Below are 23354 nucleotides of genomic sequence, written 5' to 3' on the forward strand. Positions count from 1 at the left end.
GAGGCAGGGGCGCGGGCCGCTCGACCGGCGGGGCGGCGGCGCACGCCGGACCCGACGCGTGCCGGACCGGCGTCGGCCGTCACGGACCGCGGACGGGAGGCCGTCCGGTCAGCGGGTGCCGGTGCGCCGGGCCGGTTCGATCGCCGTGACCCGGGCGGGCGTCCACGGGCGGTCGCCCTGGCGGGACCGCTGGGGCCGTTCGCCGTGCTGCAGCCGCTCGGGTGCCGGCCGCAGGGGCCGCTGGCCGTGCGAACCCTCCAGTGCCGTGCGCGGTGGCAGCTCGGTCACGGTGTGGACCGGACCTTCCGCCCACGAACCCGCGTGCGGATTGCGGCCGCCCCGTCCGTCCCCGAGGATCTGCCAGCCGGCCGGGGTCAGCGCCACGTACGCTCCGCAGCGCAGCCCGTGCAGGGCGGCGGCGTCCCGCAGGGCCCACATCCACGCGCCGTCCTGCTCCGTCCAGCCGGCCGCGCCCTCGCGGCAGCGCAGCAGCACGGCCGTCCGGGCCGGGCTGGGCAGGCGCAGGTCGTGCGGGGTGACCTGGCGCAGGTGGGCGAGGATCGCGTTGCGGTGCTGCCAGCCGTCCGCATCGTGCGGCCAGGGGGCGAAGGAGGCCGAGGCGGTCACCCGGTGCTCGGGGTCCAGGACGGCGACGACAACCGTGCCCGGCTGCGGCAGGTGCCGCTGGTGCAGCTCCAGCACGAAGTCGCGGGGGTCGCGGAGCAGTGGGATCCCCGAGTCCGCCCAGGCCTCCAGGTCGAGCATCCGTCTGGGCGACGAGCTCCGGGCGAGGGGATACTGACCTCGGTCGATGCCGCTGATCACGATCCTCCTTCCCGACCCACGGGCGCGCGGGTGCATGCGTACGCCGGAGGCACGGTCCATGGGACCGGGCTCCGGGTACGGTCCAATTCTCAGGGTAGGAGGGGTGGAGCGGCAATGATGAAATGATGAACGCCGCCCGAAAGCCAACGTTCTGCCGGATATATTCCACGGTCGCGCGAAACCGGCCAGGACGCCTCCGGACCGCGGTCCGGCCGCGTCGCAGCGCACTCCGGAGCATCTCCGACATCTCCCTTCCTCCTTTCCCGCGACGGTCTCCGTTGATCCGCCCGGCGGATCCCGCCGGTTCCGGCGCCGCGGCCGGTCCGTCCTCGTTGCTGGTCCCGCTCTCCCGCCGTTCCTCCTCCCCGGCCGTTCCGGTGCCCGCGTCCGACCCGCGCCGGAGCGTGGACGATGCTCTCCGTCAGCCCTGGACCGCCAGGACGAGCGGCAGGACCGCGCTCGCCCCGGCCCGGCGCAGCAGCCGGGCAGCCACGGTGACCGTCCACCCCGAGTCGACCAGGTCGTCCACCAGCAGCACCGGTCCGCCGGCGGCCGCCAGCGCCGAGGCCAGCTCCGGCGGCAGGGTGAGCGCGCCCGCCACCGAGTTCAGCCGCTGGGCGCTGTTGCTGCGCGAGCCGTGCGGCGGCTGCCCGGTCGCGTACTCGATCCGCCCGAGCAGCGGCATCCGCCCGATCTCGGCGATCCTGGCGCCGAGGCTGCCGACCAACTGGGGCCTGGACGAGGAGGCCATGGTGACCACGCCGACCGGCCGGTCCAGCCGGGCGCCGTCGGCCGCCGCCGGGCCGGCCCAGCCGCCCGGCCCGCGCGCCCAGTCGGCCAGCACGGTGACCAGCGCGTCCACCGCCTCGCCGGGGACCGGCCCGTCCGGGGCCTGGTCGGCGAGCAGGGACCGCAGCCGGTTGCCCCAGCCGATGTCCGAGAGGCGGCCGAGCGCGCGGCCCGTCTCGGCCTGCTCCCCGGCCGGGATGCGGCCCTTGAGCGGGACGCCCAGGGCGTCCATGCCGGTGGGCCAGAGCCGCCGCGGCTCGAAGCCCACGCCGGGGCGGCCGAGCGCGGCCCGGGCCGCCTCCAGCGCCTGGTCCGAGACCTCGGGCCCGTGCAGCGGCCCGGCGCAGTTGTCGCACCGCCCGCACGGCACGGCCTCCTCGTCGTCCAGCTGGCGGCGCAGGAACTCCATCCGGCAGCCGCTGCCGGTCGCGTACTCGCGCATCGCGCGCTGCTCGGCCTCCCGGGAGGCGGCGACCTTGGCGTAGCGGGCGCTGTCGTACTCCCAGCTCCGGCCGGTGGCCGTCCAGCCGCCCTTGACCCGGCGGACGGCGCCGTCCACGTCGAGCACCTTGAGCATGGTCTCCAGCCGGGCGCGGCGGAGGTCCACCCGGGGCTCCAGTGCGGCGGTGGAGAGCGGCCGACCGGCCTCGGCCAGCGCGTCGATGGTGCGGCGGACCTGCTCCTCGGGCGGGAAGGCGAGCGAGGCGAAGTAGCGCCAGATCGCCTCGTCCTCGCGACCGGGCAGCAGCAGCACCTCTGCCCGGTCGACCCCGCGCCCGGCCCGGCCGACCTGCTGGTAGTAGGCGATCGGGGAGCTGGGCGAGCCGAGGTGGACCACGAAGCCGAGGTCGGGCTTGTCGAAGCCCATGCCGAGGGCGGAGGTGGCGACCAGCGCCTTGACCCGGTTGGCCAGCAGGTCGGCCTCGGCGGTGCGGCGCTCGGCGTCCTCGGTGCGGCCGGAGTAGGCGGCCACCGCGAAGCCGCGCTCGCGCAGGAAGGCCGTCACCTCGTCGGCGGCGGCGACCGTGAGGGTGTAGACGATGCCGGAGCCGGGCAGCCGGTCGAGGTGGTCGGCGAGCCAGGCCAGCCGGTGCGCCGGGTCCGGCAGGGTGAGCACGCCGAGGGTGAGGCTCTCGCGGTCGAGCGGGCCGCGCAGCACCAGGGCGTGCTCGTCGCCGGCGCCCGTGCCGAGCTGCTCGGCGACGTCGGCGGTGACCCGGGCGTTGGCCGTGGCGGTGGTGGCCAGCACCGGGACCCCGGGGGTGAGCTCGGCGAGCATGGTGCGCAGTCGGCGGTAGTCGGGGCGGAAGTCGTGGCCCCAGTCGGAGATGCAGTGGGCCTCGTCGACCACCAGCAGGCCGGTGGAGGCGGCGAGCTTGGGCAGCACGTGGTCGCGGAAGTCGGGGTTGTTCAGCCGCTCGGGGCTGACCAGCAGGACGTCGACGGCCCCGGCGGCGACCTCGGCCTGGACGGCGTCCCACTCGTCGGTGTTGGCGGAGTTGATGGTGCGGGCGTGGATGCCGGCCCTGGCGGCCGAGTCCACCTGGTTGCGCATCAGGGCGAGCAGCGGCGAGACGATCACCGTCGGGCCGGCGCCCCGGGCACGCAGCAGGGAGGTGGCGATGAAGTAGACGGCGGACTTGCCCCAGCCGGTGCGCTGCACCACCAGGGCCCGGCGGTGGTCGACGACCAGGGCCTCGATGGCCGTCCACTGGTCCTCGCGCAGGGTCGCGCCGGGGCCGGCCAGCTCGCGCAGGACGGCCTCGGCCCGGGCCCGGACCTCGGCCCGGTCGGCGGTGGTGGCGGTGGTGTGGGTCTTCGGCTGCTCCATGGCGTCCATGAAACCCCGAGGGACCGACAGCGGGCGAACGGCGATGGGTGAGAAGCGGGCGAAGTTCGGAGGTATTTCATCCGTTCTTCTGCTGAACGGACGTCATTTTTCCCTCGGGAGAGTGGGGCGACCATACGCCGAACGAGGGAGGAGTTATTCACAGGCCGGGTTTATCCACAGATTCCGAAGAATTTTCCGAGGGTCCCGGGAAATTGGGACAGCCTTCGGGCCATGACCAACGAACACATCGCGCTTCCCTTCGGCGACGGTCCCGGTGGCCGTTCGCTCACCATGCGGGGCCCGGCCGACATGGCCGAGGCGCTGCCCTACCTCCTCGGCTTCTTCCCGGACGACAGCATCGTCGCCGTCGGGCTGCAGCCGCCGGGCCTGCACCAGGGCGGGGTGATCCGGCTGGACATCCCCGAGTCCGCGGCCGAGTGGCCGGCCGCCGCGGAGGAGACGGCCGCGCTCATGGTCCAGCTCTCCGAGCGGCAGGAGCAGCGGCCGGTCCAGGTGCTCCTCTACCTCTGCCAGGATCCGGCCGTGCGCGGGCCGGGGCGGGAGCACGGCCCGCCGGTGGCGGAGCGGCTGCGGCCGCTCGCCGAGCGCCTGCGGCAGTCCTTCGAGAGCCGGGGCGTGCGGGTCAAGGAGTCGCTCTGCGTCTCGGCGGGCCGCTGGTGGTCCTACCTCTGCACCCGGGAGGGCTGCTGCGATCCGGGGGGACACCCGATCCGGCGCGAGCCCGGGCCCGGTCCGGTCGCGGTCGCGGCGACCGTCGCCGGCCTGGCACCGCGCGGCAGCCGCAAGGAGATCATGGCCGGGCTGGCCCCGATCGGGCCGCCCGGGGCGGAGTCCGTGCGGGCGGCCCTCGCCCGGGCCGGGGCCGGACCTGGGGCCGCCCCGGGCGGACGGCGGCCGGTCGACCGACGGGAGGGCGCCCGGCTGATCGACACGGCCGTCGCCGAGTTCATGGCCGGGGCCGTCTCGCTCGACGACGACCGGGCGGCCCGGCTGCTGCTGGCGCTCCAGGACCGGGTCCTGCGGGACCGCGCCGCCGAGTACGCCCGGCCGGCCGAGCTCGCGTCCACCCGGCGGCTCTGGACCTTCCTGGCCACCCGCTGCGTCGCGCCCCACGAGCGCCTCGCCGCCCCGCCGCTCACCCTGCTGGCCTGGGTGTCGTGGGTCGCGGGGGACGCCGCGACCGCACGGGTGGTGCTCGGCCACACGCTCCGCCGTGCCCCCGGTTACCTGCTCGCGCAGCTGCTCTACGAGTCGATGAACGGCGGGTTCGCGCCCGAGGTGCTGCTGGCGAGCATCGAGGAGGAGCGGTGGCGCCGCACCGAGCGGGAGCGGGCGGAGGGCGAGGCGGCCCCGGACCTGTCCGCCGGGCCGGGGCTCGGTGGTGCGCCCGGTCCCGGCACCGACCCGGCCGGGGGAGGAGCGGCGGAGCCCGGGTCCGGTGGCGCGGCGGCGGGACCTCCGGCACGGGGGAAGGCCCGGCGGGGCCGACGGCGGCGCGGTCGCCCGGTGGCGGGCTCGCCGCCCGCCGACAACCCGCCGGGGCCCGCCTCCGGTACCGGCGACAGCACCGACCCCACCGACAGGACGGAGCACCCCGGCCACCCGGCCGGGCCGGACGAGGTCGAGCGGGGCGGGCTCTGCCGGGCGAGGGTCCCCGGTCCGGCGCCCAGGGCGGCGGCCGTCCTGCCCGGGGTCCGCCGGCGCCGGGGCGCGTGCGGGGCGGAGCGGGGGCAGCGCCGTGCGCGGTGACCTCCGGGGCTGCCCGGCCGGGCTCCCCGACGGCCGGCCGGGGAGCCGCCGGGCGGCCCGGGGCGCGGGTGCGCTACACCTCGCCGCGCGCCATCGCGATCAGCCGGTCCAGTACCTTGCCCCCGCTGACCCGGAGGCCGTCGTGCTCCCACTCGTTGGTGATCCAGGTCCGCACCCCCCGCACGGCTCGCGCGGTCTCCAGCGAGTCGGCGGTGTCGACGTACATGTCGTCGTGGTACACCGCCGCGAACACCGGCACCTCGTTGGCGGCGAGCACGGCCGGGTCGTACAGGTCCGGCCAGTCGGTGCGGGCGGCGAGCAGTTCCGCGGTCTCCTTCAGCGGGCGCAGCGCCGGATCGGTGTCGAACATCGAGGGGTAGATCATCTCCCCGGTGAACAGCACCGGCGCGCCCGACTCCAGCGCGGCGCGGGCGTCGAACTCCGGGAACTCCGCGCGCACCCGCTCGGCCGCCCAGGCGGTTCCGGCCGGATCCACCGAGCGCTGGCCGTAGATCGACTCGTGCAGGACGGCGTAGAGCGGGCCCTGGGCGAAGGAGAGCTGCGCCTGGGCGCCGGCGAGGAAGGTGTCGGAGAGTTCGGGGCCCTCCACGCCCTCCACCCAGGCCTCCTCCAGCAGGTAGTGGAGGGTCCCGGAGCCGCTGCCGGTGCCGAGCAGCATCCCGAGGGCCTGGAACGCCTCGACGGTGAGCAGCCCGCCGTCGGGCAGGGGGGCCGGGGTCCCGGCGAGGTGCCCGGCGATCCGCCGCACCGCGTCGACATCCTGCGGGAACCGCGCGTAGTGGCCCTCGTTCTTGCCGACGACCCGCGGGTACGCGGCCCGGTAGACATCGTCGGCGGAGCTGCGCAGACCGGCCAGGCCGCCGGTGACGAAGGCCCGGTCCAGTCCCTCGGGAGCGATCGAGAGGTAGGTGAGGGTGCAGAAGCCGCCGAAGCTCTGACCGAGCACGCTCCAGCGGCGGTCCCCGCCGAGCAGTCGGCGGCGGATCAGTTCGGCGTCCCGCACGATCGAGTCGGCCCGGAAATGCGCCAGGTACTCCGCCTGCTCCTTGGCCCCGCCCCGCCGGGCCAGCGTCTGCCGGGTGGCGGGCGTGGACCGCCCGGTGCCGCGCTGGTCGAGCAGGAGCACCCGGTGGTCGTCGAGCGCGCGCTCCAGCCAGCCGTCCCGGCCGAGCGGCCGGCCGGCCTTGCCCCCCGGTCCGCCCTGGAGGAACAGCAGCCAGGGCAGGTCGGTGTCCCCGGTCCGGCCCGAGGCCACCACCTCGCGGGCGTACACCTCGATCTGCTCGCCCTGCGGGGCGGCGTGGTCGAGCGGCACCTGGAAGACGTGGTCGGTGAAGGCAATCCCGGGCAGCCGGCTGGCGGTCGACATACAACTCCTCGGTCTCTGCTGGTCACAGCGGTCGCGTCGGCTCCGCCCGGGGTTGCCGGTGGCGGGCCCGCGACCCCCGCACCGTATCCTGGCCGCGGCCCGGGGCCGCCTCCGGCGGCAGCCGCCCGCGACCGCCCACCCGGCGGGCCCGTGCGGCCGGGCCGGAACCACGGATCGGCAGCCCCGGCGGGCAGCGCGCGGTCGCGGTGCACCGGACGGGCCCAGGACGCCCGGCGGGCGTGACCTGCGGCCGGTCTCCGGCGTTGACCCCGGGGGCCCTGCGCCCGGGCGCCACCGCCCCGGGCGGGGTGGACCGGGACCCGACCCGGCACCGGTGACGGCGCCGTCGGGCGGGGCGCGGAACGGGCCGCCGCCCGGCGGTCGCCGGGGCGGGGCCGGACGCCGGCGCCGCGGTCGGCGGCGGGGTGCGGTCGGACCGTCGGGCCCGACCGGGCAACGGGGAGGCGGGGGCCTCCGGGCGCGAGAACGCCCGGGGACCAACGGCGCGGGGCGGGTACCGACCGGGTACCCGGCACCGCATGGCACGGCCCGGCACCGGGTACGGCCAGACACGGCACAGACCGGCGGGGGATCCCGCCGGTCCGGAACCAGCACGCGATCGAGCATGCTCGCGGCCCATCGGCCTGACCGGCCACCGGACCGCCGAGGGGAGGAGAGTCCGGTGACCGCGATGAGGCCGCCACAGGCCGCACCGGCCGAGAGTGTGGTCGGCGCGCCGAGACCGGCGGGCCGGCCGGACCAGGCCCACCCGGCCGGCGCCGGTGGTCCGGCCAGGTCCGCGCCGCCGCGCCCGCAGCCGGCCGCGGTCCACCACGCGGTGCTGTGTGTGAAGGCGCCGGCGATGGCCGCCTCGGACCCCGACGGCCAGTTGCGCGGGCACGGCCTGCACGGGTTCTACCGCTCCGGCGTCCGGGTGGTGGCCCGGATGGAGCTGCGGCTCGGCGGGATCGAACCGCTCCCGCTCCAGGGCACCCTGACCACGGCGGCCCAGGCCCGCTTCCTGGGGGCCGTCCGCCTCCCCGGCGACCTCGACCCGGACCCGGCGCTCACCGTCGAGCGGCTGCGGCACGCCGACGGCGTGGAGACCGTCACGGTGCGCAACGCCGGCGGACGCCCGGCCCGGCTGCCGCTGGAGATCGCGCTCTCCACCGACCTCGGCCCGGTCGCCGAGATCGCCGCCGGCCACCGCTCCCCGGACCTGCCCGGCCAGGTCCAGTCCGCGGGGCTGCGCTGGGCGGGGCCCACGCACAGTGCCACGGTCAGCGCCCAGCCCTCGCCGCACGCCGTGCTGGCCGGTGCCGGTGTGCTGCGCTGGGACCTCGACGTCCAGCCGGGCGCGCGCTGGTCGGTCGAGCTCCGGGCCGAGCTGGAGAGCACGGTGCCCGCCCCGCGCCCGCCCGGCGGCCGCGGCCCCGGCGTCCCGCTGCCCTGGGCCGAGCCCGAGGTGCGCTGCGACGACCCGCGGGTGGCCCTGGTGGTGTCGCGCTCCCTGGACTCCCTGGGCGGTCTGCTGTTCGCCGACCCGGACCGGCCGACCGACCTCTACCTGGCGTCCGGCGCGCCCTGGCGGTTCGGCCTCGCCCCGGCCGACGCGCTCTGGGCGGCCCGGCTGACCCTGCCGCTCGGCACCCGGCTCGCCGCCGGCACCCTGCGCGCCCTGGCCCGCCGTCAGCAGCAGCCGGCCGCGGGGGCGGGCGGGCCCGGCCAGGGCGGCCGCCGCCCGGAGGGGCTGCTGCCCGGCGCGCTGCGGCACGGCGGCCCCGAGCTGCCGCCGACCTGCACCGCCACCGAGGCCACCCTGCTGTTCGTCACCGTGCTGGCCGAGGCCTGGCGGTGGGGCCTGCCCCGGGCGGAGGTCGCCGAACTCCTCCCGGCCGCCGAGCGCGCGCTCGCCGCGCTGCGCGAGGGCCTGGTGGACGGTTTCGTCACCGACCTGAGCCGCCCGGTCGAGGAGCGCGCCGCCCACCCGGTGCCGGCCAGGGCCGAGGTCCAGGCCCAGGCGCACCGGGCGGCCCTGCACGGAGCCGACCTGCTGGCGGCCTTCGGCCGGCCCGGCGCCGAGGAGTGGCGGGGCTGGGCGACCGCCCTGCGCGGCCGGTTCCGCGAGCGGTTCTGGCTGGACGACCTGTCCGGCGGGCGCCCGGCCGCCGGGCTCGCCCCGGGCGGGCAGCCGTTGCCCGCCGTGGCCGCCGCCCTGGTCCACCTGCTCGACCCCGGCCTCGCCGCCGACGGCGGCCGCCACGAGACCCTGCTGGACCGAGAGCAGACCAGGCTGCTCGCCCAGCGGCTGGCGGCGCCCGAGCTGGACAGCGGCTGGGGGCTGCGCACGCTCAGCGCCAAGTCCCCCCGGTTCAACCCGCTCGGCCACCGCAGCGGGGCGGTGCGGGTCCACGAGACCGCGCTCGCGGTCGCCGGGCTCGCCGAGGCCGGCCACGAGAACGAGGCGGGGGCCCTGCTGGAGGGGCTGCTCGCGGCGGCGGCCCACTTCGAGGGGCGGCTGCCCGAGATGTACGCGGGGGAGCAGTGGACGCCCGGCTCCCCGCCGGTCCCGCACCCGGGTGCCTGCCGGCCGGCCGCGGTCTCGTCCGCCGGGGCCGCGCACGCGGTGTTCGCACTCGCCGGGGTCCGGCCGGACGTCCCCGGCGGGCGGGTGCTCGTCCGCCCGGCCAGCACCGCGCCGCTCGGGGAGCTGGAGCTGACCGGACTGCGGGTCGCCGGCGAGCCCTTCTCGGTGCGGGTCAGCCGGATCGGCGTGGCGATGGTCGAGGAGGCGTCCGCGGAACTCCAGCTGGTGGCCCGCTGACACCGCCACCGCCACCGCCACCACCACTGTCACCGCTGCCGCCCGCGCGCCCGCGGCCCGGTCCGCACCGGGCCGGGCGCGGCGGACGGTCGGGAGGGCCGTCGCAGCACGGTCCGTACGCGGGCCTGTGCTTATCGTCAGAGAGACGACTATGATCGTCGCCATGTCGCGTTATGACCCGTCGGCCTTCCCCCCGTTCGCAGTCACGGTCGACCTGGTCGTGCTGACGGTGCGCGAGCACGCGCTCTGTGCCCTGCTGGTCCGCCGGGGCGAGCCGCCCTACCAGGGCTACTGGGCGCTCCCGGGCGGCTTCGTCCGCCCCGACGAGGGCCTCGCCGAGGCGGCCTCGCGGGAGCTGGCCGAGGAGACCGGCCTGCGGGCCCCCACCGCCCCCGGGCACGACACGGCCGGGCCCGGTGCCGCCGGCGCCCACCTGGAACAGCTCGCCACCTACGGCCACCCCCAGCGCGACCCGCGGATGCGGGTGGTCAGCGTCGCCCACCTGGTGCTCGCACCCGACCTGCCGACCCCGCGCGCGGGCGGCGACGCCAGCGGCGCCCGTTGGGCGCCGGTCACCGAACTCCTCGGCCCGGACCGGGCCGACGGTGTCCCGCTCGCCTTCGACCACGGGCTGATCCTGGCGGACGGGGTGGAGCGCGCCCGTTCCAAGATCGAGTACTCCTCGTTGGCGACGGCGTTCTGCGCCACCGAGTTCACCGTCGGCGAGCTGCGCCGCGTCTACGAGGCGGTGTGGGGCGTGGTGCTCGACCCGCGGAACTTCCACCGCAAGGTCACCGGCACCCCGGGCTTCCTGCTGCCCTCCGGCGGCACGACGACCCGTCAGGGCGGGCGCCCGGCCCAGCTGTTCACCTCCGGCGGGGCCAGTGTGCTCAACCCGCCGATGCTGCGTCCGGAGTCCTGAGCCGCCCGGTCCGCGGGTCTCGGTCGCAGGATCGGATTGTCCCCTGATCGGGTGAGGTGTGCGGGCGGTCGGCCCGTGGCGTTCCCGTAATGCCCGGAATCTCCGTCGCGGGCCCCTAATGTGCTGGCGCGGAACCGTGCGGGTGCGACCCGGCGCGCCGCGGACCAGGTCGGCCGAGGGCATGGGAGCAGCCAGCGATGATCCAGATCACCGGACTGACCAAGGTTCACCGAGGGGGAGGCCCCCCGGTGCTGCTGGACCTGACCTTCGAGGCCCGCCCGGGCGCGGTGACGGCCCTGCTCGGCCCCGAGGGGGCGGGCAAGTCGACCGCGCTGCGGCTGATGCTGGAGCTCGAACGGGGCCGGGGCGTCACCCTCTTCGACGGCCGCACCTACCGCCGGCTGCGCCGGCCGGAGCGCGAGGTCGGCGTGCTCCTGTCCGGACCCGGCGACGTCCCCGGGGCGGCCGACCTCGCCGGACACCCCGGCCGGAAGGCCCGGGGACACCTCAGGATGCTGGCGGCCGCGGTCGGCGCGCCCGCCCGGCGGGCGGACGAACTCCTGGAGCGGACCAGGCTCGCGGCCGTCGCCGAGCAGCGCCTGCGCACCTACTCGCCGGGCATGCACCGGCGGCTCGCCCTCGCGGCCGCTCTGCTCGGCGAGCCCGGCACGCTGCTCCTGGACGCGCCCACCGAAGGCCTCTCGCCGCGCAATGTGGAGTGGTTCCACGCCTTCCTGCGGTCCTTCGCCGCGGACGGGGGGACGGTCCTGGTCACCACCCGCACCCCGCAGGAGGCCTCGCAGCTCGCCGACCGGGTGGTGACGCTGGACCGGGGGCGGATGGCGGCGGACCAGTCGGTGACGGAGTTCCGGCGCACCCGGCTCAGCCCGGAGGTCGTGGTGCGGGGTCCCCAGATGGCCCGGCTCGCCGATCTGCTGGCCGGTCAGGGCGGGCAGGTCCGGCGGGACGGCGGGACCGAACTCGCGGTGTCCGGCGTCGGCCGGACCGAGATCGGCGAACTCGCCTACCGCCACGGCATCCTGTTGCACGAACTCGCCGACCGGGTCGTCGAGCGGCCGGCCCCCCGGGCGGACCTGCGGGTGGTCGCGAGCGGCCCGGGCCGCCCCCGGACGCCCGAAGCCGCAGACGCGCCGGCGGCCCCGGCGGCGGTGACAGCCGGACGGGCCGACCAGGCCGGACTGGGCGAATGGGCCGGACTGGGCGAACGGGCCGACGGGACGGTGGCGATGCCGGTGGCGCGACCCCGGGACCTGGAGCCCGCACCCACCCTCGCCCTGCCGGTCGCGCCGTCCCCGGCAGGCGGCTCGTCGGCCGTGGCGGCGCCGGCCGCGCCGGGGCCCCGCCTCGGCGCCCGGGCCGTCACCCGGCGCGCGGCCGAGGCGGCCGGCGCGGCCGCCGGGACCGCGCGGACCGGGCGCCGCAGCAGCGGGCGGCGGGAGGACGAGACCTCTCCGGTGGTCGCGGTGGACCGGCTCTTCCGGGACGGGCTGACCGGCCTGGCGCGTTCGGCAACGGCCCCGGTGGCCGTCCCGAAGGCCGAGGCCCACGGGCGCCCGGGGGAGGCGGTCGACGGACTGCTGGGCGACGACACCGTCCGTCTGGGCCGCGTCACCCGCCCGCAGCCCGACCGGGCCGAGCGGCCCGCGCCCGACCGGTCGGCCTCACCGGGGGCCAACCCGACCGGGGCGAACCCGACCGGGGCGAACCCGGCCGGGTCGGACCCGACCGGGCCCGTTGTTCCCGTCACCTCTGACCTTCGGAGCGAGTGAACCGTGCGTGTTCTGGCTTATGAGCTGCGCCGGGTGCGCGGCCTGCGTTCGACCTGGCTGCTGCTCGGGCTCGTGGTGGTCTGCGACGCGGTGGTCGCCGGCGTGCTGGCGGGGCAGGTGGGGGACCGGACCCTCGGGGGCGCGGCCGCGGTGCGGCTGCTGACGGCGGCGGTGCCGCTGGTGCCGCTCCCCTTCGCGGCGCTGGGCGCCGGGGTGCTGGGCGCGCTGGCCTACGGCCACGAGGTGCGGCACCGGGGGCTGGCGGCCTCGCAGGTGTCCTACCCGCGCCGGGTCCGGCTGCTGACGGCCAAGCTGGCGGTGACCGGTGCCCTCGCGGCGCTGCTCGCCCTGGTCACGGTGCTGGTCGACGCGGTGACCGTGCACTTCGCCCTGCCCGCCGGGGTGGCGGTGGCGGCCTGGTCGGACCCGGCCGCCCTGTCCGCCCGGGTCGCGGAGGCGCTGGCCCCGTCCGGTCCTGGCGGGCTCGACGTGCTGCCGCCGGTGGCGGCGCCACTGGCCCTGGTGGCCGGGCAGGGGGCGCCGACGGCGCTGCTGGCCTTCGTGCTGCTGGTGGTCGTGGCGGGCTGGACCGGCGTGCTGACCGCCGCGCTGACCCGGAGCGCCACCGCCGGGGTGCTGCTGCTCTGCGCGCTGCCGCCGCTGCTGGAGTCCGTGGTGGCGCTGGTGCTGCGGCAGAGCGGGACGCCCTGGCCGGCCCGGGCGGCGGAACTGCTGCCGTTCCCGTCGGGGATCGAGTGGGCGTACGGATGGGTGTACGGCGGGGACGGCCGGGTTGCGAGCGGCGGCGTGGTGTCGGCGGCTCCGGCGCTGACCGATCCGGCGCTGCTGGCCGCCGTGGTGACGCCGGTGCTGGTGTTGCTGCTGGTCACCCTGGTGGTGCAGGCCCGGCGCCGGGCGCTCTGAGCCCGCGGCGGGCCGGGGCGGTTCGCCAAGATCGACCAAGGGTGACCGTAATGAGTGGTTCACCCTGATAAGAAGTCAATTATCCAGTCACGGGCGATCACCCTTTCGTGTGCTTTTCACGAGAATTCTCAAGCTGTGCCCGCCGATCGCCGACAAAGGAGCTGTGAGTACCCTTGCGCACCCCACCATGACCCCCGCCCGTTCCGCCGATGGGGCCATCCACGGCTCCGCCGACCTGGACCGCTACTCCTACGCCGACCGGCCCGTCCCGCCGGCGCCCCGCTGGGAGGGCGCCGAGTCGGACCTCGGCCGGGTCGGCCGCAAGACCACCAGCAGCCGGGGCCGCGGCCTGCACGGCCAGCTCGTCCAGCAGTTGGGCCAGATGATCGTCTCCGGCGACCTCGGCGCCGACCGGCCGCTCGTCCCGGAGGAGATCGGCCAGCGGTTCGAGGTCTCCCGCACCGTCGTCCGCGAGTCGCTGCGCGTGCTGGAGGCCAAGGGCCTGGTCAGCGCCCGCCCCAACGTCGGCACCCGGGTCCGCCCGGTCAGCGACTGGAACCTCCTGGACCCGGACATCATCGAGTGGCGCGCCTTCGGCCCGCAGCGCGACGAGCAGCGCCGGGAGCTGTTCGAGCTGCGCTGGGCGATCGAGCCGCTGGCCTCCCGGCTGGCCTCCGGCCACGGCCGGGAGGACGTCCAGCAGCGGCTGGCCGAGCTGATCGAGATCATGGGCCACGCCTGCGCCCAGGCGGACCTCTCCACCTACGCCCGGGCCGACACCGAGCTGCACGTGCTCATCCTGCAGCTGGCCGGGAACCGGATGCTGGAGCACCTCTCCGGGATCGTCGCCTGCGCGCTCCAGGTGTCCGGCGGTCCGGCCACCGCCTGCGAGCGGCCCTCGGAGTCCTCGGTCGGGATGCACGCCCGGCTGGTGGAGGCGCTCGGCTCCGGCGACGGCAGTGCCGCCGAGAACACGATGCGGGCGCTGCTCACCGTCCACCCCGAGATCGAGCCGTCCGTTCCGGCGCCCCGGGAGCACTGAGCGGACCGTAGGGCGACCGGACACCGCCGCCCCGCCCCGCGACCAGCTCCCCGATCCGCCCCGTCGTGATCCGACGTCCGCGATTCCTCCGCGGCCTCCCGCAGTCCCCCTCGCGACCCCCGACCCCCCGGCTGCCGCCACGGTGCGGCCGGGGGGTCTCCGTACGTCCGGGGCCGCACGAAGCCGAGGGGCGGAGGGGGCGGCGGAAGCCGGATGGCGAAAAGGAGGCGGAGGGGGCGGAAGGGATGTCCCGGCGGCGGTTCGGCGGTAGTTCGACGCCGGCTCGGCGGTGGTTCGAGGGCGGTTCGGAGCGGGCCCGCACCCGCCGGACAGTGGAATGGCGTGTCCATGGTGAATGGTTCGGTCGCGGGTGGGGGATGATGGAGGTCGGCCCCGTGCCGCGGCCGCCGACCGGTGTGACCCGCGACACGAAGGCCATGCGTAACACTTGACGAGCAGCAGCGATGTCTCCTGAGCGGGAGCAGCTCCGGAATAACCCAACGTGTCAGAATGCTGTGTTGGTCCGCGGCGCTGCTGCCGTCCTGCAAACCCAGACCTCAAACCCGAGTCGGTCGGAATCGACACCGCGTGCCCGACGCGCGATCTCCTTCCCCGCCCGCTCGGGCGGCCGGTACGGGTTCGAGTCCACTCATCGTCCGAGAGGTTGTTCGTGTCGGCCAGCACATCCCGTTCGCTTCCCCCCGAGATCGCCGAGTCCGCGGCTCTGCTGGCGCTCATCGAGCGGGGCAAGGCCCAGGGGCAGATCGCCGGTGACGACGTACGCCAGGCGTTCGAGGCGGACCAGATCCCGGTCACCAAGTGGAAGAACGTCATGCGCAGCCTCAACCAGGTTCTGATTGAGGAGGGGGTGGACCTCATGGTCAGCGCGGCCGAACCGGCCGGCGCCAAGCGCAAGAGCGTTGCTGCCAAGAGCCCCGCCAAGCGCACCGCGACCAAGGCGGTCACCACCCGGAACCCGGCCGCTCCGTCGGCCCCGACCAAGCCGCCCGTGCGCATCGCGCCCGGTGCGCCCGTCTCCACTCCGACGGTCGCGGCCGCCGCCGCGCCGGTCAGCACCGTCTCCGCCGAGATCACCGTCGAGGGGGCGACCGTCGGCACCGAGGTGAAGGCGGCCGTCGCCAAGAAGGCCGTGGCCAAGAAGGCCGTCGCCAAGAAGACCGCCGCGCCGGCCAAGAAGGCCGCCGCCAAGAAGACCACCACCGCCAAGACCGCGGGCAAGGGCGGCGAGGAGGAGGCCCTCGGCGAGGAGGAGATCCTCGAGGACGTGGCCCTGCCCGGCGACAAGCCCGCCGCCGAGGGCGACGCCCCGGAGGAGGAGTCGGAGGGCTTCGTCCTCTCCGACGACGACGAGGACGACGCTCCGGCCCAGCAGGTCGCCGTCGCCGGTGCCACCGCCGACCCGGTCAAGGACTACCTGAAGCAGATCGGCAAGGTCCCGCTGCTCAACGCCGAGCAGGAGGTCGAGCTCGCCAAGCGGATCGAGGCCGGCCTGTTCGCCGAGGACAAGCTCTCGGCCGCCGACAAGCTCGCTCCCAAGCTCAAGCGCGAGCTGGAGATCATCGCCGAGGACGGCCGCCGGGCCAAGAACCACCTGCTGGAGGCCAACCTCCGCCTGGTGGTCTCGCTGGCCAAGCGCTACACCGGTCGCGGCATGCTCTTCCTGGACCTCATCCAGGAGGGCAACCTCGGTCTGATCCGTGCGGTCGAGAAGTTCGACTACACCAAGGGCTACAAGTTCTCCACCTACGCGACCTGGTGGATCCGCCAGGCGATCACCCGCGCGATGGCCGACCAGGCCCGCACCATCCGTATCCCGGTGCACATGGTCGAGGTCATCAACAAGCTGGCCCGCGTCCAGCGCCAGATGCTCCAGGACCTGGGCCGCGAGCCCACCCCGGAGGAGCTGGCCAAGGAACTCGACATGACCCCCGAGAAGGTCATCGAGGTCCAGAAGTACGGTCGCGAGCCCATCTCGCTGCACACCCCGCTCGGCGAGGACGGCGACAGCGAGTTCGGTGACCTCATCGAGGACTCCGAGGCGGTCGTCCCGGCCGACGCGGTCTCCTTCACCCTGCTCCAGGAGCAGCTGCACTCGGTCCTGGACACCCTGTCCGAGCGCGAGGCGGGCGTGGTCTCGATGCGCTTCGGCCTGACGGACGGTCAGCCGAAGACGCTCGACGAGATCGGCAAGGTGTACGGGGTCACCCGTGAGCGCATCCGCCAGATCGAGTCGAAGACCATGTCCAAGCTGCGTCACCCGTCGCGTTCCCAGGTGCTGCGCGACTACCTGGACTGATCGACGGTTCGGCACCGACGTCCGACCGGAAGGCCCGGAGCTCCGCGCTCCGGGCCTTCCGGCTGTTCGGGAGGGGTGGACGTCACCGTCCGGGTGGCCGTTGTCGCTCGTCCGGGTGGCGGTGCGGGGCAGAGCGGTCGCGGACCGTGGTCGGTCACCTACGCTGTGCCGGTTGCCTGCTGCCGAGCCACCTGGAGACACGGTGCCGCCCACCCCGGACCGTCCGGACCGCGCCGACCTGCCGACCGACGCGCCCCGCGCCGTACGCCCCGCCGCGCGCGCGGCCCGGGCCGCCGCCCGGCCGGCTCCCGCCCGGGTGCCCCGGTACCGCCGGGCCGCCGTGCTGACCCTGCTGGCCGCGCTGCCCGCGCCGCTGCTGGCCCTCGGCCCGGCCGCCGCCGCCGCGCAGGCCCGGCCGCAGGGGCGGATCGTCGGCGGAACGACCGAGAGCACGGGCGACCACCCGTGGGTGGTGGCCCTGGCCAGTCGGCAGCAGTTCGGCTCCGGCCGCTCGGGCCAGTTCTGCGGGGGAGCGCTGGTCACCCCCACCAAGGTGGTGACGGCGGCGCACTGCTTCTACGACGAGTCCGGCGGGCACCAGGTGGACCGGCCCGGGCTGCGGGTCGTGGTCGGCCGGGACGACCTGCGCGGCACGGTCGGCCGGGAGGTGGAGGTGCGGGAGGTCCGGATCCACCCCGACTACTCCTTCACCACCAATATGAACGATGTGGCGGTGGTCACCCTCGCCGAGTCGCAGGGGAGCCGGCCGGTGATCGACCTGGTCGGCCAGGGCGAGACCGAGCCGTACCGCGCGGGGACCCCGGCCCGGGTCTACGGCTGGGGGGACACCACCGGCCACGGCGACTACTCGCCCCAGCTGCGGGGCGTGGACGTGCCGATCATCGCGGACCAGACTTGCGCCCAGGCCTACCCGGGCGGCCAGGACGGGCGTTTCGACGCCCGGGGCATGGTGTGCGCGGGCGAGGAGCGGGGCGGGAAGGACGCCTGCCAGGGCGACAGCGGCGGGCCGCTGGTGGTCGCGGGCCGGCTCGCGGGGCTGGTGTCCTGGGGAACGGGCTGTGCCGAGGCCGCCCACCCGGGTGTCTACACCAGGATCGCCTCGGTCTCCGACGCGGTCCGCTCCCTCCTGTAGCCGAACGGGCACGGGGCGCCGCCCGATCGGGCCGCCTGCGGGGCCCAGGGATCCGGGGCCCATGGTCCGAGGCCCAGGGGTCCTGGGCCGGGCGGTCCTGGAGAGAGCGGTACGGAAGCGAGCGGTCCGGGAACGACGAAGCCGGGCGGCCGCCCCTCGGGAGGGCGGTCGCCCGGCTCACCCGGTCACACGCGGTGTGTGACCGGACACAGCTCGACGTCGGTCTGCTGCTGGAGGCGCTCGGGATCAGCGCTCGTCGTCGTTGGCCGTGGCGGCAGTGGTGCCGAGGCGGTTGCTCTCGTCCTGTATCTCCACGGCGATCTTCTTGAGCTCCGGCTCGAACTTCCGGCCGTGGTGGGCGCAGAAGAGCAGCTCTCCACCGCTGGCGAGTACGACGCGCAGGTAAGCCTGGGCGCCGCAGCGGTCGCAGCGGTCAGCCGCGGTGAGCGGGCTCGCAGGGGTCAGAACAGTAGTCACGTCGCCTCTTCTCTAGCTCGACGAGCTGTCGTACCAGGGTCAACATCCAACCAGGCCGAAAACGTTCCCGCTCGTGGCTTTTCTTCTCTGAGGATTCTGCTGTGTTGATGAGGACGTGCCCCGGGGGCCGGTGGTTCATGCGTACCGGATCCCAGGATCCGCCTGCGGCTCGAACGCCCGATCGGAACCGGGTGCGGGAGTCCGCGTAGCATAATCCTCTGCTGGGTTGGAGCATAAGCCCCGTCCCGGGCCCCGGTAGCCTGCATAACGGCAGTTCCGGAGCCTGTGCCCGGTCCCACGGTCCGCCAGGAGCAGTGGTACCGGGAGGAGATGGAGCCCCGGCGCCCCCAATCCGGCACGGCTCTTGTTCGCGGAGCGCGTACAAGCTGCGCGGGACCGGCTTGCCGTGCTGTGCACCCAGCGGAGGGGTGTGCACACGGAGGGGAACGGCTGTCGGTGTGGTGTGCTGCACTGGCGGACGCTCCGGACCTGTCCGGATGTGCCCGTATGTGACCGATGAGACAGAACTTCACCGAGGAGAGTGCCGCGTGAGTGCCGAAACGACCGTGCCGTCCGCTCTGCTGGCCGGCGACGACGGTTCCAACTACACCGCTCGGCACCTGCTCGTCCTGGAGGGTCTGGAGGCGGTCCGCAAGCGTCCCGGCATGTACATCGGCTCGACCGACAGCCGGGGCCTGATGCACTGCCTCTGGGAGATCATCGACAACTCGGTGGACGAGGCGCTGGGCGGCTACTGCGACCGGATCGAGGTCGTCCTGCACGAGGACTCCTCGGTCGAGGTCCGCGACAACGGACGCGGTATCCCGGTGGACGTCGAGCCCAAGACCGGGCTGTCCGGCGTCGAGGTCGTGATGACCAAGCTGCACGCCGGCGGCAAGTTCGGCGGCGGCTCCTACGCGGCCTCCGGCGGCCTGCACGGTGTCGGTGCCTCCGTGGTCAACGCCCTCTCGGCCCGACTGGACGTCGAGGTCGACCGCAGCGGCCACACCCATGCGATCAGCTTCCGGCGCGGCACCCCCGGCATCTTCACCGAGGCCGGCCCGGACGCCCCGTTCGAGGCGGCCAACGGCCTCAGCCGGGCCCGCAAGGTGCCCAAGACCCGCACCGGCACCCGGATCCGGTACTGGGCGGACCGGCAGATCTTCCTCAAGGACGCCAAGCTCTCGCTGGAGCACCTGCACAACCGGGCCCGGCAGACCGCCTTCCTCGTCCCCGGCCTGACCATCCTGGTGCGTGACGAGCGGCTGACCGAGAGCGACAAGGTCGACGAGAGCACCTTCCACTTCGACGGCGGCATCGCCGAGTTCTGCGAGTTCCTGGCGCCGGACAAGCCGATCAGCGACGTGCTGCGGCTGCACGGCGAGGGCACCTTCAAGGAGACCGTGCCGGTCCTGGACGAGCTCGGGCACATGACGCCGACCGAGGTCACCCGGCAGCTCGGGGTGGACATCGCGCTGCGCTGGGGCACCGGTTACGACACCACGCTGCGCTCCTTCGTCAACATCATCGCCACCCCCAAGGGCGGTACCCACGTCACCGGCTTCGAGCGCTCGCTGGCCAAGACCGTCAACGAGGTGCTGCGGGCCACCAAGCTGCTGCGGGTCGCCGAGGACGACGTCACCAAGGACGACGCCACCGAGGGCCTCACCGCCGTGGTCACCGTCCGGTTGGCAGAGCCGCAGTTCGAGGGCCAGACCAAGGAGGTGCTCGGCACCTCGGCGGCCAACCGGATCGTCGCGGCCGTCGTCGCCAAGGAGCTCAAGACCTTCCTCACCTCCGGCAAGCGGGACGAGAAAGTCCAGGCCCGGGCGGTGCTGGAGAAGGTCGTGGCCGCCGCCCGCACCCGGGTCGCCGCCCGCCAGCACAAGGAGGCCCAGCGCCGGAAGACCGCGCTGGAGACCAGCTCGCTGCCGGCGAAGCTGGCCGACTGCCGCAGCGACGACGTCGAGCGCAGCGAACTCTTCATCGTCGAGGGCGACTCCGCGCTCGGCACCGCCAAGCTGGCCCGCAACTCCGAGTTCCAGGCCCTGCTGCCGATCCGCGGCAAGATCCTCAACGTGCAGAAGGCGTCCGTGAGCGACATGCTCAAGAACACCGAGTGCGCGGCGATCATCCAGGTGATAGGGGCCGGTTCGGGCCGCACCTTCGACATCGACCAGGCCCGTTACGGCCGGGTCATCTTCATGGCCGACGCCGATGTCGACGGTTCGCACATCCGCTGCCTGCTGCTGACCCTGTTCCAGCGGTACATGCGGCCCATGGTCGAGCAGGGCCGGGTCTTCGCGGCGGTGCCGCCGCTGCACCGGATCGAGCTCACCAACCCCAAGCGTGGCCAGGAGAAGTACCACTACACCTACTCGGACGCCGAGCTGCGCTCCACCCTGCTGGAGTTCCAGCGCAAGAACCTGCGCTGGAAGGACCCGGTCCAGCGGTACAAGGGCCTCGGCGAGATGGACGCCGACCAGCTGGCCGAGACCACCATGGACCCGCGCCACCGCACGCTGCGCCGGATCAACCTGGGTGACCTGGACCAGGCCGAGAAGGTCTTCGACCTGCTGATGGGCAACGACGTGGCGCCGCGCAAGGAGTTCATCGTGGACTCGGCGGCCACCCTGGACCGTTCGCGCATCGACGCCTGAGCGACCCCGCCGGAAGGGGCCCTCCACCCGTGGGTGGAGGGCCCCTTCGCGTCGGTTCCACCCGCCGTCCACCCCGGAGCCGATCAGCCGCGGGCGGCGGATCCGTAGCGTCGGAGAGGTCAGACAGAGCCTCCCCGGACGGAGAACCCCGATGCCCACCCTGGTCGACGCCGCTCTCGTGGTCGTGGTGATGCTGCTCGTGCTCCGGCGCCAGATGCGCCCCCGGCGCCTGGACACCGACCGCCGCTTCTGGGTGCTGCCGCTGGTCCTCGCCGCCGTCGCGCTGAGGGATCCGCAGCTGATCGACCGGCGGGACACCGTCTGGTCCGTCGTCCTGCTCGGCTGCGGGGTGGTCGCGGTGCTCGCGGCCGGCTCGGTGTGGGGCTGGACCGTCCGGCTGTGGCGGGAGGCGGACGGGGCGCTCTGGGCCCAGGGCACCCGGGCCACGCTGGCCGCCTGGGGCGGGATGATCGCGATCAGGTTCGGCCTGTTCGGGCTCGGGGTGGCGCTGCACCTGCGGCAGTCGGGCAGCGCGCTGCTGCTGAGCCTGGCGGTGCTGCTGCTGGTCCGCTCGCTGGTGGTGCACTGGAGGGCGCGGGCCCTCGTGCCCCCGGGGCGGGTCACCCTGCTGTCCTGACCACCGCCGTAAGCACGAGGAGGCACCCCCTTGGTCGAGGTCGACCGGTTCTGGACCCGCTGGCCGTCCCGCGAGGGGCTGGAGCACGACGCCGACAGCCGCCCCCGGCGGATCCTCGCCGGGCTCGGCCGGCTCGCCCTGCTGACCACCGTCTGCTGGGGGACCTTCTCCGACGGCCGGTACTCCGGCTGGGCGGTGGCGGTCGAGGTCGCGGGGCTGGTCACGGCGGTCGTGCTCGCCGCCGGCTTCCTGCACGCCTGCCGGGAGCAGCGCCCGGTGCCGGCGTACGCGCTGGCGGCCGGGCTGTCCGCGGCCGCCTGGCTGGCCAACGCGGGGCACGCCTACCTGCTCGCCGACGTGCTCTGGTACGGGCTGGCGGTGACCGCGCTGATCCGGCTGCCGCCGGGGCCGGCGCTGATCACCGCCGGGGCCGCGCTCGGCTCGTACGCGGCGGTCAGCTGGGCGGGCCCGCTGAGCATCACGGCCACCTGTGGCGGACTGCTGCTGCTCGGCTACCTGCTGCGGCTGGACGTCGAGGCGCGCGGGACGGCGCGGCGGCTGCTCGTCCAGGAGCGGGCCGCGCGGGCCGCCGAGGCGGAGAGTGCCGCGCTCGCCGAACGGGCCAGGATCGCCCGGGAGATCCACGACGTGCTGGCGCACAGCCTCTCCGCCCAGCTGGTGCACCTGGAGGCGGCCCGGCTGATGCTGGACGCCGGCACCGACCGGGCGCAGGTCCGGGAGCGGGTGGTGGCCGCCCGGCGGATGGCGCAGGACGGGCTGGCCGAGACCCGGCAGGCGCTGTCGGCGCTGCGCGGCGAGTTCACCCCGGTCGGCGACTACCTGGTGGAGCTGACCGGGCGGGAGGGCGCGGAGTTCCGGGTGGCCGGGATACCGCGTCCACTGGCCGCCGAGGTGGGGCTCGCGGTCCGGCGCACGGCGCAGGAGGCACTGACCAATGTGCGCAAACACGCCCCGGGCGCGCGCTGTGCGGTCGAGCTGCGCTATCGGCCCGAGGAGGTGGAGCTGGAGGTGCGGGACGAGGGCGCGGGGCGCGCGGGTGCGCCCGGCGGGCTGGCGGCGAGCGGTGGCGGGTACGGTCTGCTGGGGATGCGCGAACGCGCTGAACTGCTCGGCGGCAGCCTGCTGGCGGGCCCGCACGAGGGAGGATGGCGCGTGCTGCTGCGAGTGCCGGCATGACGGGGCGGGCGGTGACCAGGGTGCTGGTCGCGGACGACCAGACCGTGGTCCGCGAGGGCATCGTGATGCTGCTCGGGCTGCTGCCGGGGATCGAGGTGGTCGGCGCGGCGGCGGACGGCGAGGAGGCGGTCGCGCTGGTCGCGCGGCACCGTCCGGACGTGGTGCTGATGGACCTGCGGATGCCTCGCTGCGACGGCGTCGAGGCGACCCGGCGGATCCGGGCCGGGTACCCGGGCACCGAGGTCGTGGTGCTCACCACCTATGCCGACGACGAGTCGCTGTTCCCGGCCCTGCGGGCCGGGGCGCGGGGGTATCTGACCAAGGACGCGGGCGGCGAGGAGATCGCCCGGGCGATCGCGGACGTCCGCTCGGGGGCGGCCGGGCTCTCGCCGCAGGTGCAACTGCGGCTGCTGGAGCGGCTGTCGGGGGAGGCGGGGGTGCCCGGCCCGGTGCCGTCCGGGGAGTCGGTCGCGGTGTCGTCCGCGGTGCCGTCCGGGGAGCCGCCGGACGGGCTGACCGCGCGGGAGGCGGAGGTGCTGGGGCTGATCGCGGAGGGCCTCTCCAACACCGAGATCGCCCGTCGGCTGTACGTCGGTCCGGCGACGGTGAAGACCCACATCAACAATCTGTTCGCCAAGACCGGCGTGCGGGACCGGGCGCAAGCGGTCGCGTACGCCTTCCGACACGGAATCACCGGGTCGCCGCAGTAGTCGGATGAGCGTCTGTCGGATCATCGATCACCTCATCGAGTGAACGTATCTGCGTTGGGAGTTTGGGGAGTTGGGGCGACCCCATGATGGTTCGGG

General features: G+C 75.1%; 16 protein-coding genes. 12 read left to right on the forward strand and 4 right to left on the reverse strand.

Features of this window, described 5'->3' with window-relative positions:
* Positions 1-108: 108 nt before the first annotated feature.
* Positions 109-765 carry a hypothetical protein gene (locus ADK60_RS38955; protein ID WP_053651637.1) on the reverse strand — a complete coding sequence of 219 codons (657 nt, stop codon included), beginning with the start codon at positions 763-765 and terminating at the stop codon, positions 109-111.
* Between the two features lie 481 nt (positions 766-1246).
* Complete coding sequence (locus ADK60_RS38960; protein WP_053651639.1) at positions 1247-3454, reverse strand: RecQ family ATP-dependent DNA helicase; 2208 nt, start codon at positions 3452-3454, stop codon at positions 1247-1249.
* A gap of 222 nt (positions 3455-3676) precedes the next feature.
* Here ADK60_RS38960 and ADK60_RS38965 point away from each other — a divergent pair, with 222 nt between their 5' ends.
* Complete coding sequence (locus ADK60_RS38965; protein ID WP_053651641.1) at positions 3677-5215, forward strand: DUF4192 domain-containing protein; 1539 nt, start codon at positions 3677-3679, stop codon at positions 5213-5215.
* A 73-nt stretch (positions 5216-5288) separates the two neighbouring features.
* Here ADK60_RS38965 and ADK60_RS38970 read toward each other — a convergent pair whose 3' ends face one another.
* Entirely contained in the window at positions 5289-6605 is a 1317-nt protein-coding gene (locus ADK60_RS38970) for an alpha/beta fold hydrolase (RefSeq protein WP_053651643.1), read from the reverse strand.
* A gap of 691 nt (positions 6606-7296) precedes the next feature.
* Between ADK60_RS38970 and ADK60_RS38975 the strand changes: the two genes are divergently transcribed.
* The 7 genes from ADK60_RS38975 to ADK60_RS39005 all read left to right on the forward strand — a co-directional run bounded on the left by ADK60_RS38975 (position 7297) and on the right by ADK60_RS39005 (position 17577).
* Complete coding sequence (locus ADK60_RS38975; RefSeq protein ID WP_079009068.1) at positions 7297-9429, forward strand: glycogen debranching N-terminal domain-containing protein; 2133 nt, start codon at positions 7297-7299, stop codon at positions 9427-9429.
* A gap of 163 nt (positions 9430-9592) precedes the next feature.
* Entirely contained in the window at positions 9593-10351 is a 759-nt protein-coding gene (locus ADK60_RS38980; protein ID WP_053651696.1) for an NUDIX hydrolase, read from the forward strand.
* A 197-nt stretch (positions 10352-10548) separates the two neighbouring features.
* Positions 10549-12141, forward strand: a complete 1593-nt coding sequence (locus ADK60_RS47335; protein WP_053651646.1) for an ATP-binding cassette domain-containing protein — start codon at positions 10549-10551, stop codon at positions 12139-12141.
* Between the two features lie 3 nt (positions 12142-12144).
* Positions 12145-13065, forward strand: a complete 921-nt coding sequence (locus tag ADK60_RS45465) for a hypothetical protein (RefSeq protein WP_159400765.1) — start codon at positions 12145-12147, stop codon at positions 13063-13065.
* Positions 13066-13174: 109 nt separating this feature from the next.
* On the forward strand, positions 13175-14107 hold the full coding sequence (locus tag ADK60_RS38995) for a FadR/GntR family transcriptional regulator (RefSeq protein WP_079009062.1): 933 nt from the start codon (positions 13175-13177) through the stop codon (positions 14105-14107).
* 670 nt (positions 14108-14777) lie between these two features.
* Positions 14778-16424 (forward strand): RNA polymerase sigma factor, encoded by a 1647-nt coding sequence (locus tag ADK60_RS39000; RefSeq protein ID WP_053651652.1) that lies wholly within the window; start codon positions 14778-14780, stop codon positions 16422-16424.
* 343 nt (positions 16425-16767) lie between these two features.
* Complete coding sequence (locus ADK60_RS39005) at positions 16768-17577, forward strand: S1 family peptidase (protein ID WP_502687480.1); 810 nt, start codon at positions 16768-16770, stop codon at positions 17575-17577.
* Positions 17578-17823: 246 nt separating this feature from the next.
* Here the strand turns inward: ADK60_RS39005 and ADK60_RS39010 are convergent, their stop codons facing one another.
* On the reverse strand, positions 17824-18054 hold the full coding sequence (locus tag ADK60_RS39010; protein ID WP_030396621.1) for a DUF7455 domain-containing protein: 231 nt from the start codon (positions 18052-18054) through the stop codon (positions 17824-17826).
* Positions 18055-18602: 548 nt separating this feature from the next.
* Here ADK60_RS39010 and ADK60_RS39015 point away from each other — a divergent pair.
* The 4 genes from ADK60_RS39015 (at position 18603) to ADK60_RS39030 (ending at position 23258) form a co-directional block, all read left to right on the forward strand.
* The gene (locus ADK60_RS39015; protein WP_053651654.1) at positions 18603-20714 is read left to right on the forward strand and encodes a DNA gyrase/topoisomerase IV subunit B; all 2112 of its coding nucleotides are present in this window, start codon (positions 18603-18605) and stop codon (positions 20712-20714) included.
* A gap of 151 nt (positions 20715-20865) precedes the next feature.
* Complete coding sequence (locus ADK60_RS39020) at positions 20866-21351, forward strand: DUF1453 family protein (RefSeq protein WP_053651656.1); 486 nt, start codon at positions 20866-20868, stop codon at positions 21349-21351.
* Positions 21352-21381: 30 nt separating this feature from the next.
* On the forward strand, positions 21382-22548 hold the full coding sequence (locus ADK60_RS39025) for a sensor histidine kinase (RefSeq protein WP_053651658.1): 1167 nt from the start codon (positions 21382-21384) through the stop codon (positions 22546-22548).
* Complete coding sequence (locus ADK60_RS39030; protein WP_053651660.1) at positions 22545-23258, forward strand: response regulator transcription factor; 714 nt, start codon at positions 22545-22547, stop codon at positions 23256-23258. Before ADK60_RS39025 ends, ADK60_RS39030 begins: the two co-directional genes overlap by 4 nt.
* The last annotated feature ends 96 nt before the right edge of the window (positions 23259-23354 follow it).

Origin of the sequence: Streptomyces sp. XY431 (genome assembly GCF_001279805.1) — a bacterium.
Taxonomy (GTDB): Bacteria; Actinomycetota; Actinomycetes; order Streptomycetales; family Streptomycetaceae; genus Kitasatospora; species Kitasatospora purpeofusca.

Excerpts from the sequence above, each read along its gene's own strand:
- ADK60_RS38975 (WP_079009068.1), top strand. The coding sequence starts at position 7,297 with ATGAGGCCGCCACAGGCCGCACCGGCCGAGAGTGTGGTCGGCGCGCCG.
- ADK60_RS47335 (WP_053651646.1), top strand. The coding sequence starts at position 10,549 with ATGATCCAGATCACCGGACTGACCAAGGTTCACCGAGGGGGAGGCCCC.
- ADK60_RS39030 (WP_053651660.1), top strand. The coding sequence starts at position 22,545 with ATGACGGGGCGGGCGGTGACCAGGGTGCTGGTCGCGGACGACCAGACC.
- ADK60_RS39020 (WP_053651656.1), top strand. The coding sequence starts at position 20,866 with ATGCCCACCCTGGTCGACGCCGCTCTCGTGGTCGTGGTGATGCTGCTC.
- ADK60_RS38955 (WP_053651637.1), bottom strand. The coding sequence starts at position 765 with ATGCTCGACCTGGAGGCCTGGGCGGACTCGGGGATCCCACTGCTCCGC.
- ADK60_RS38960 (WP_053651639.1), bottom strand. The coding sequence starts at position 3,454 with ATGGACGCCATGGAGCAGCCGAAGACCCACACCACCGCCACCACCGCC.
- ADK60_RS38970 (WP_053651643.1), bottom strand. The coding sequence starts at position 6,605 with ATGTCGACCGCCAGCCGGCTGCCCGGGATTGCCTTCACCGACCACGTC.
- ADK60_RS38965 (WP_053651641.1), top strand. The coding sequence starts at position 3,677 with ATGACCAACGAACACATCGCGCTTCCCTTCGGCGACGGTCCCGGTGGC.
- ADK60_RS38980 (WP_053651696.1), top strand. The coding sequence starts at position 9,593 with ATGTCGCGTTATGACCCGTCGGCCTTCCCCCCGTTCGCAGTCACGGTC.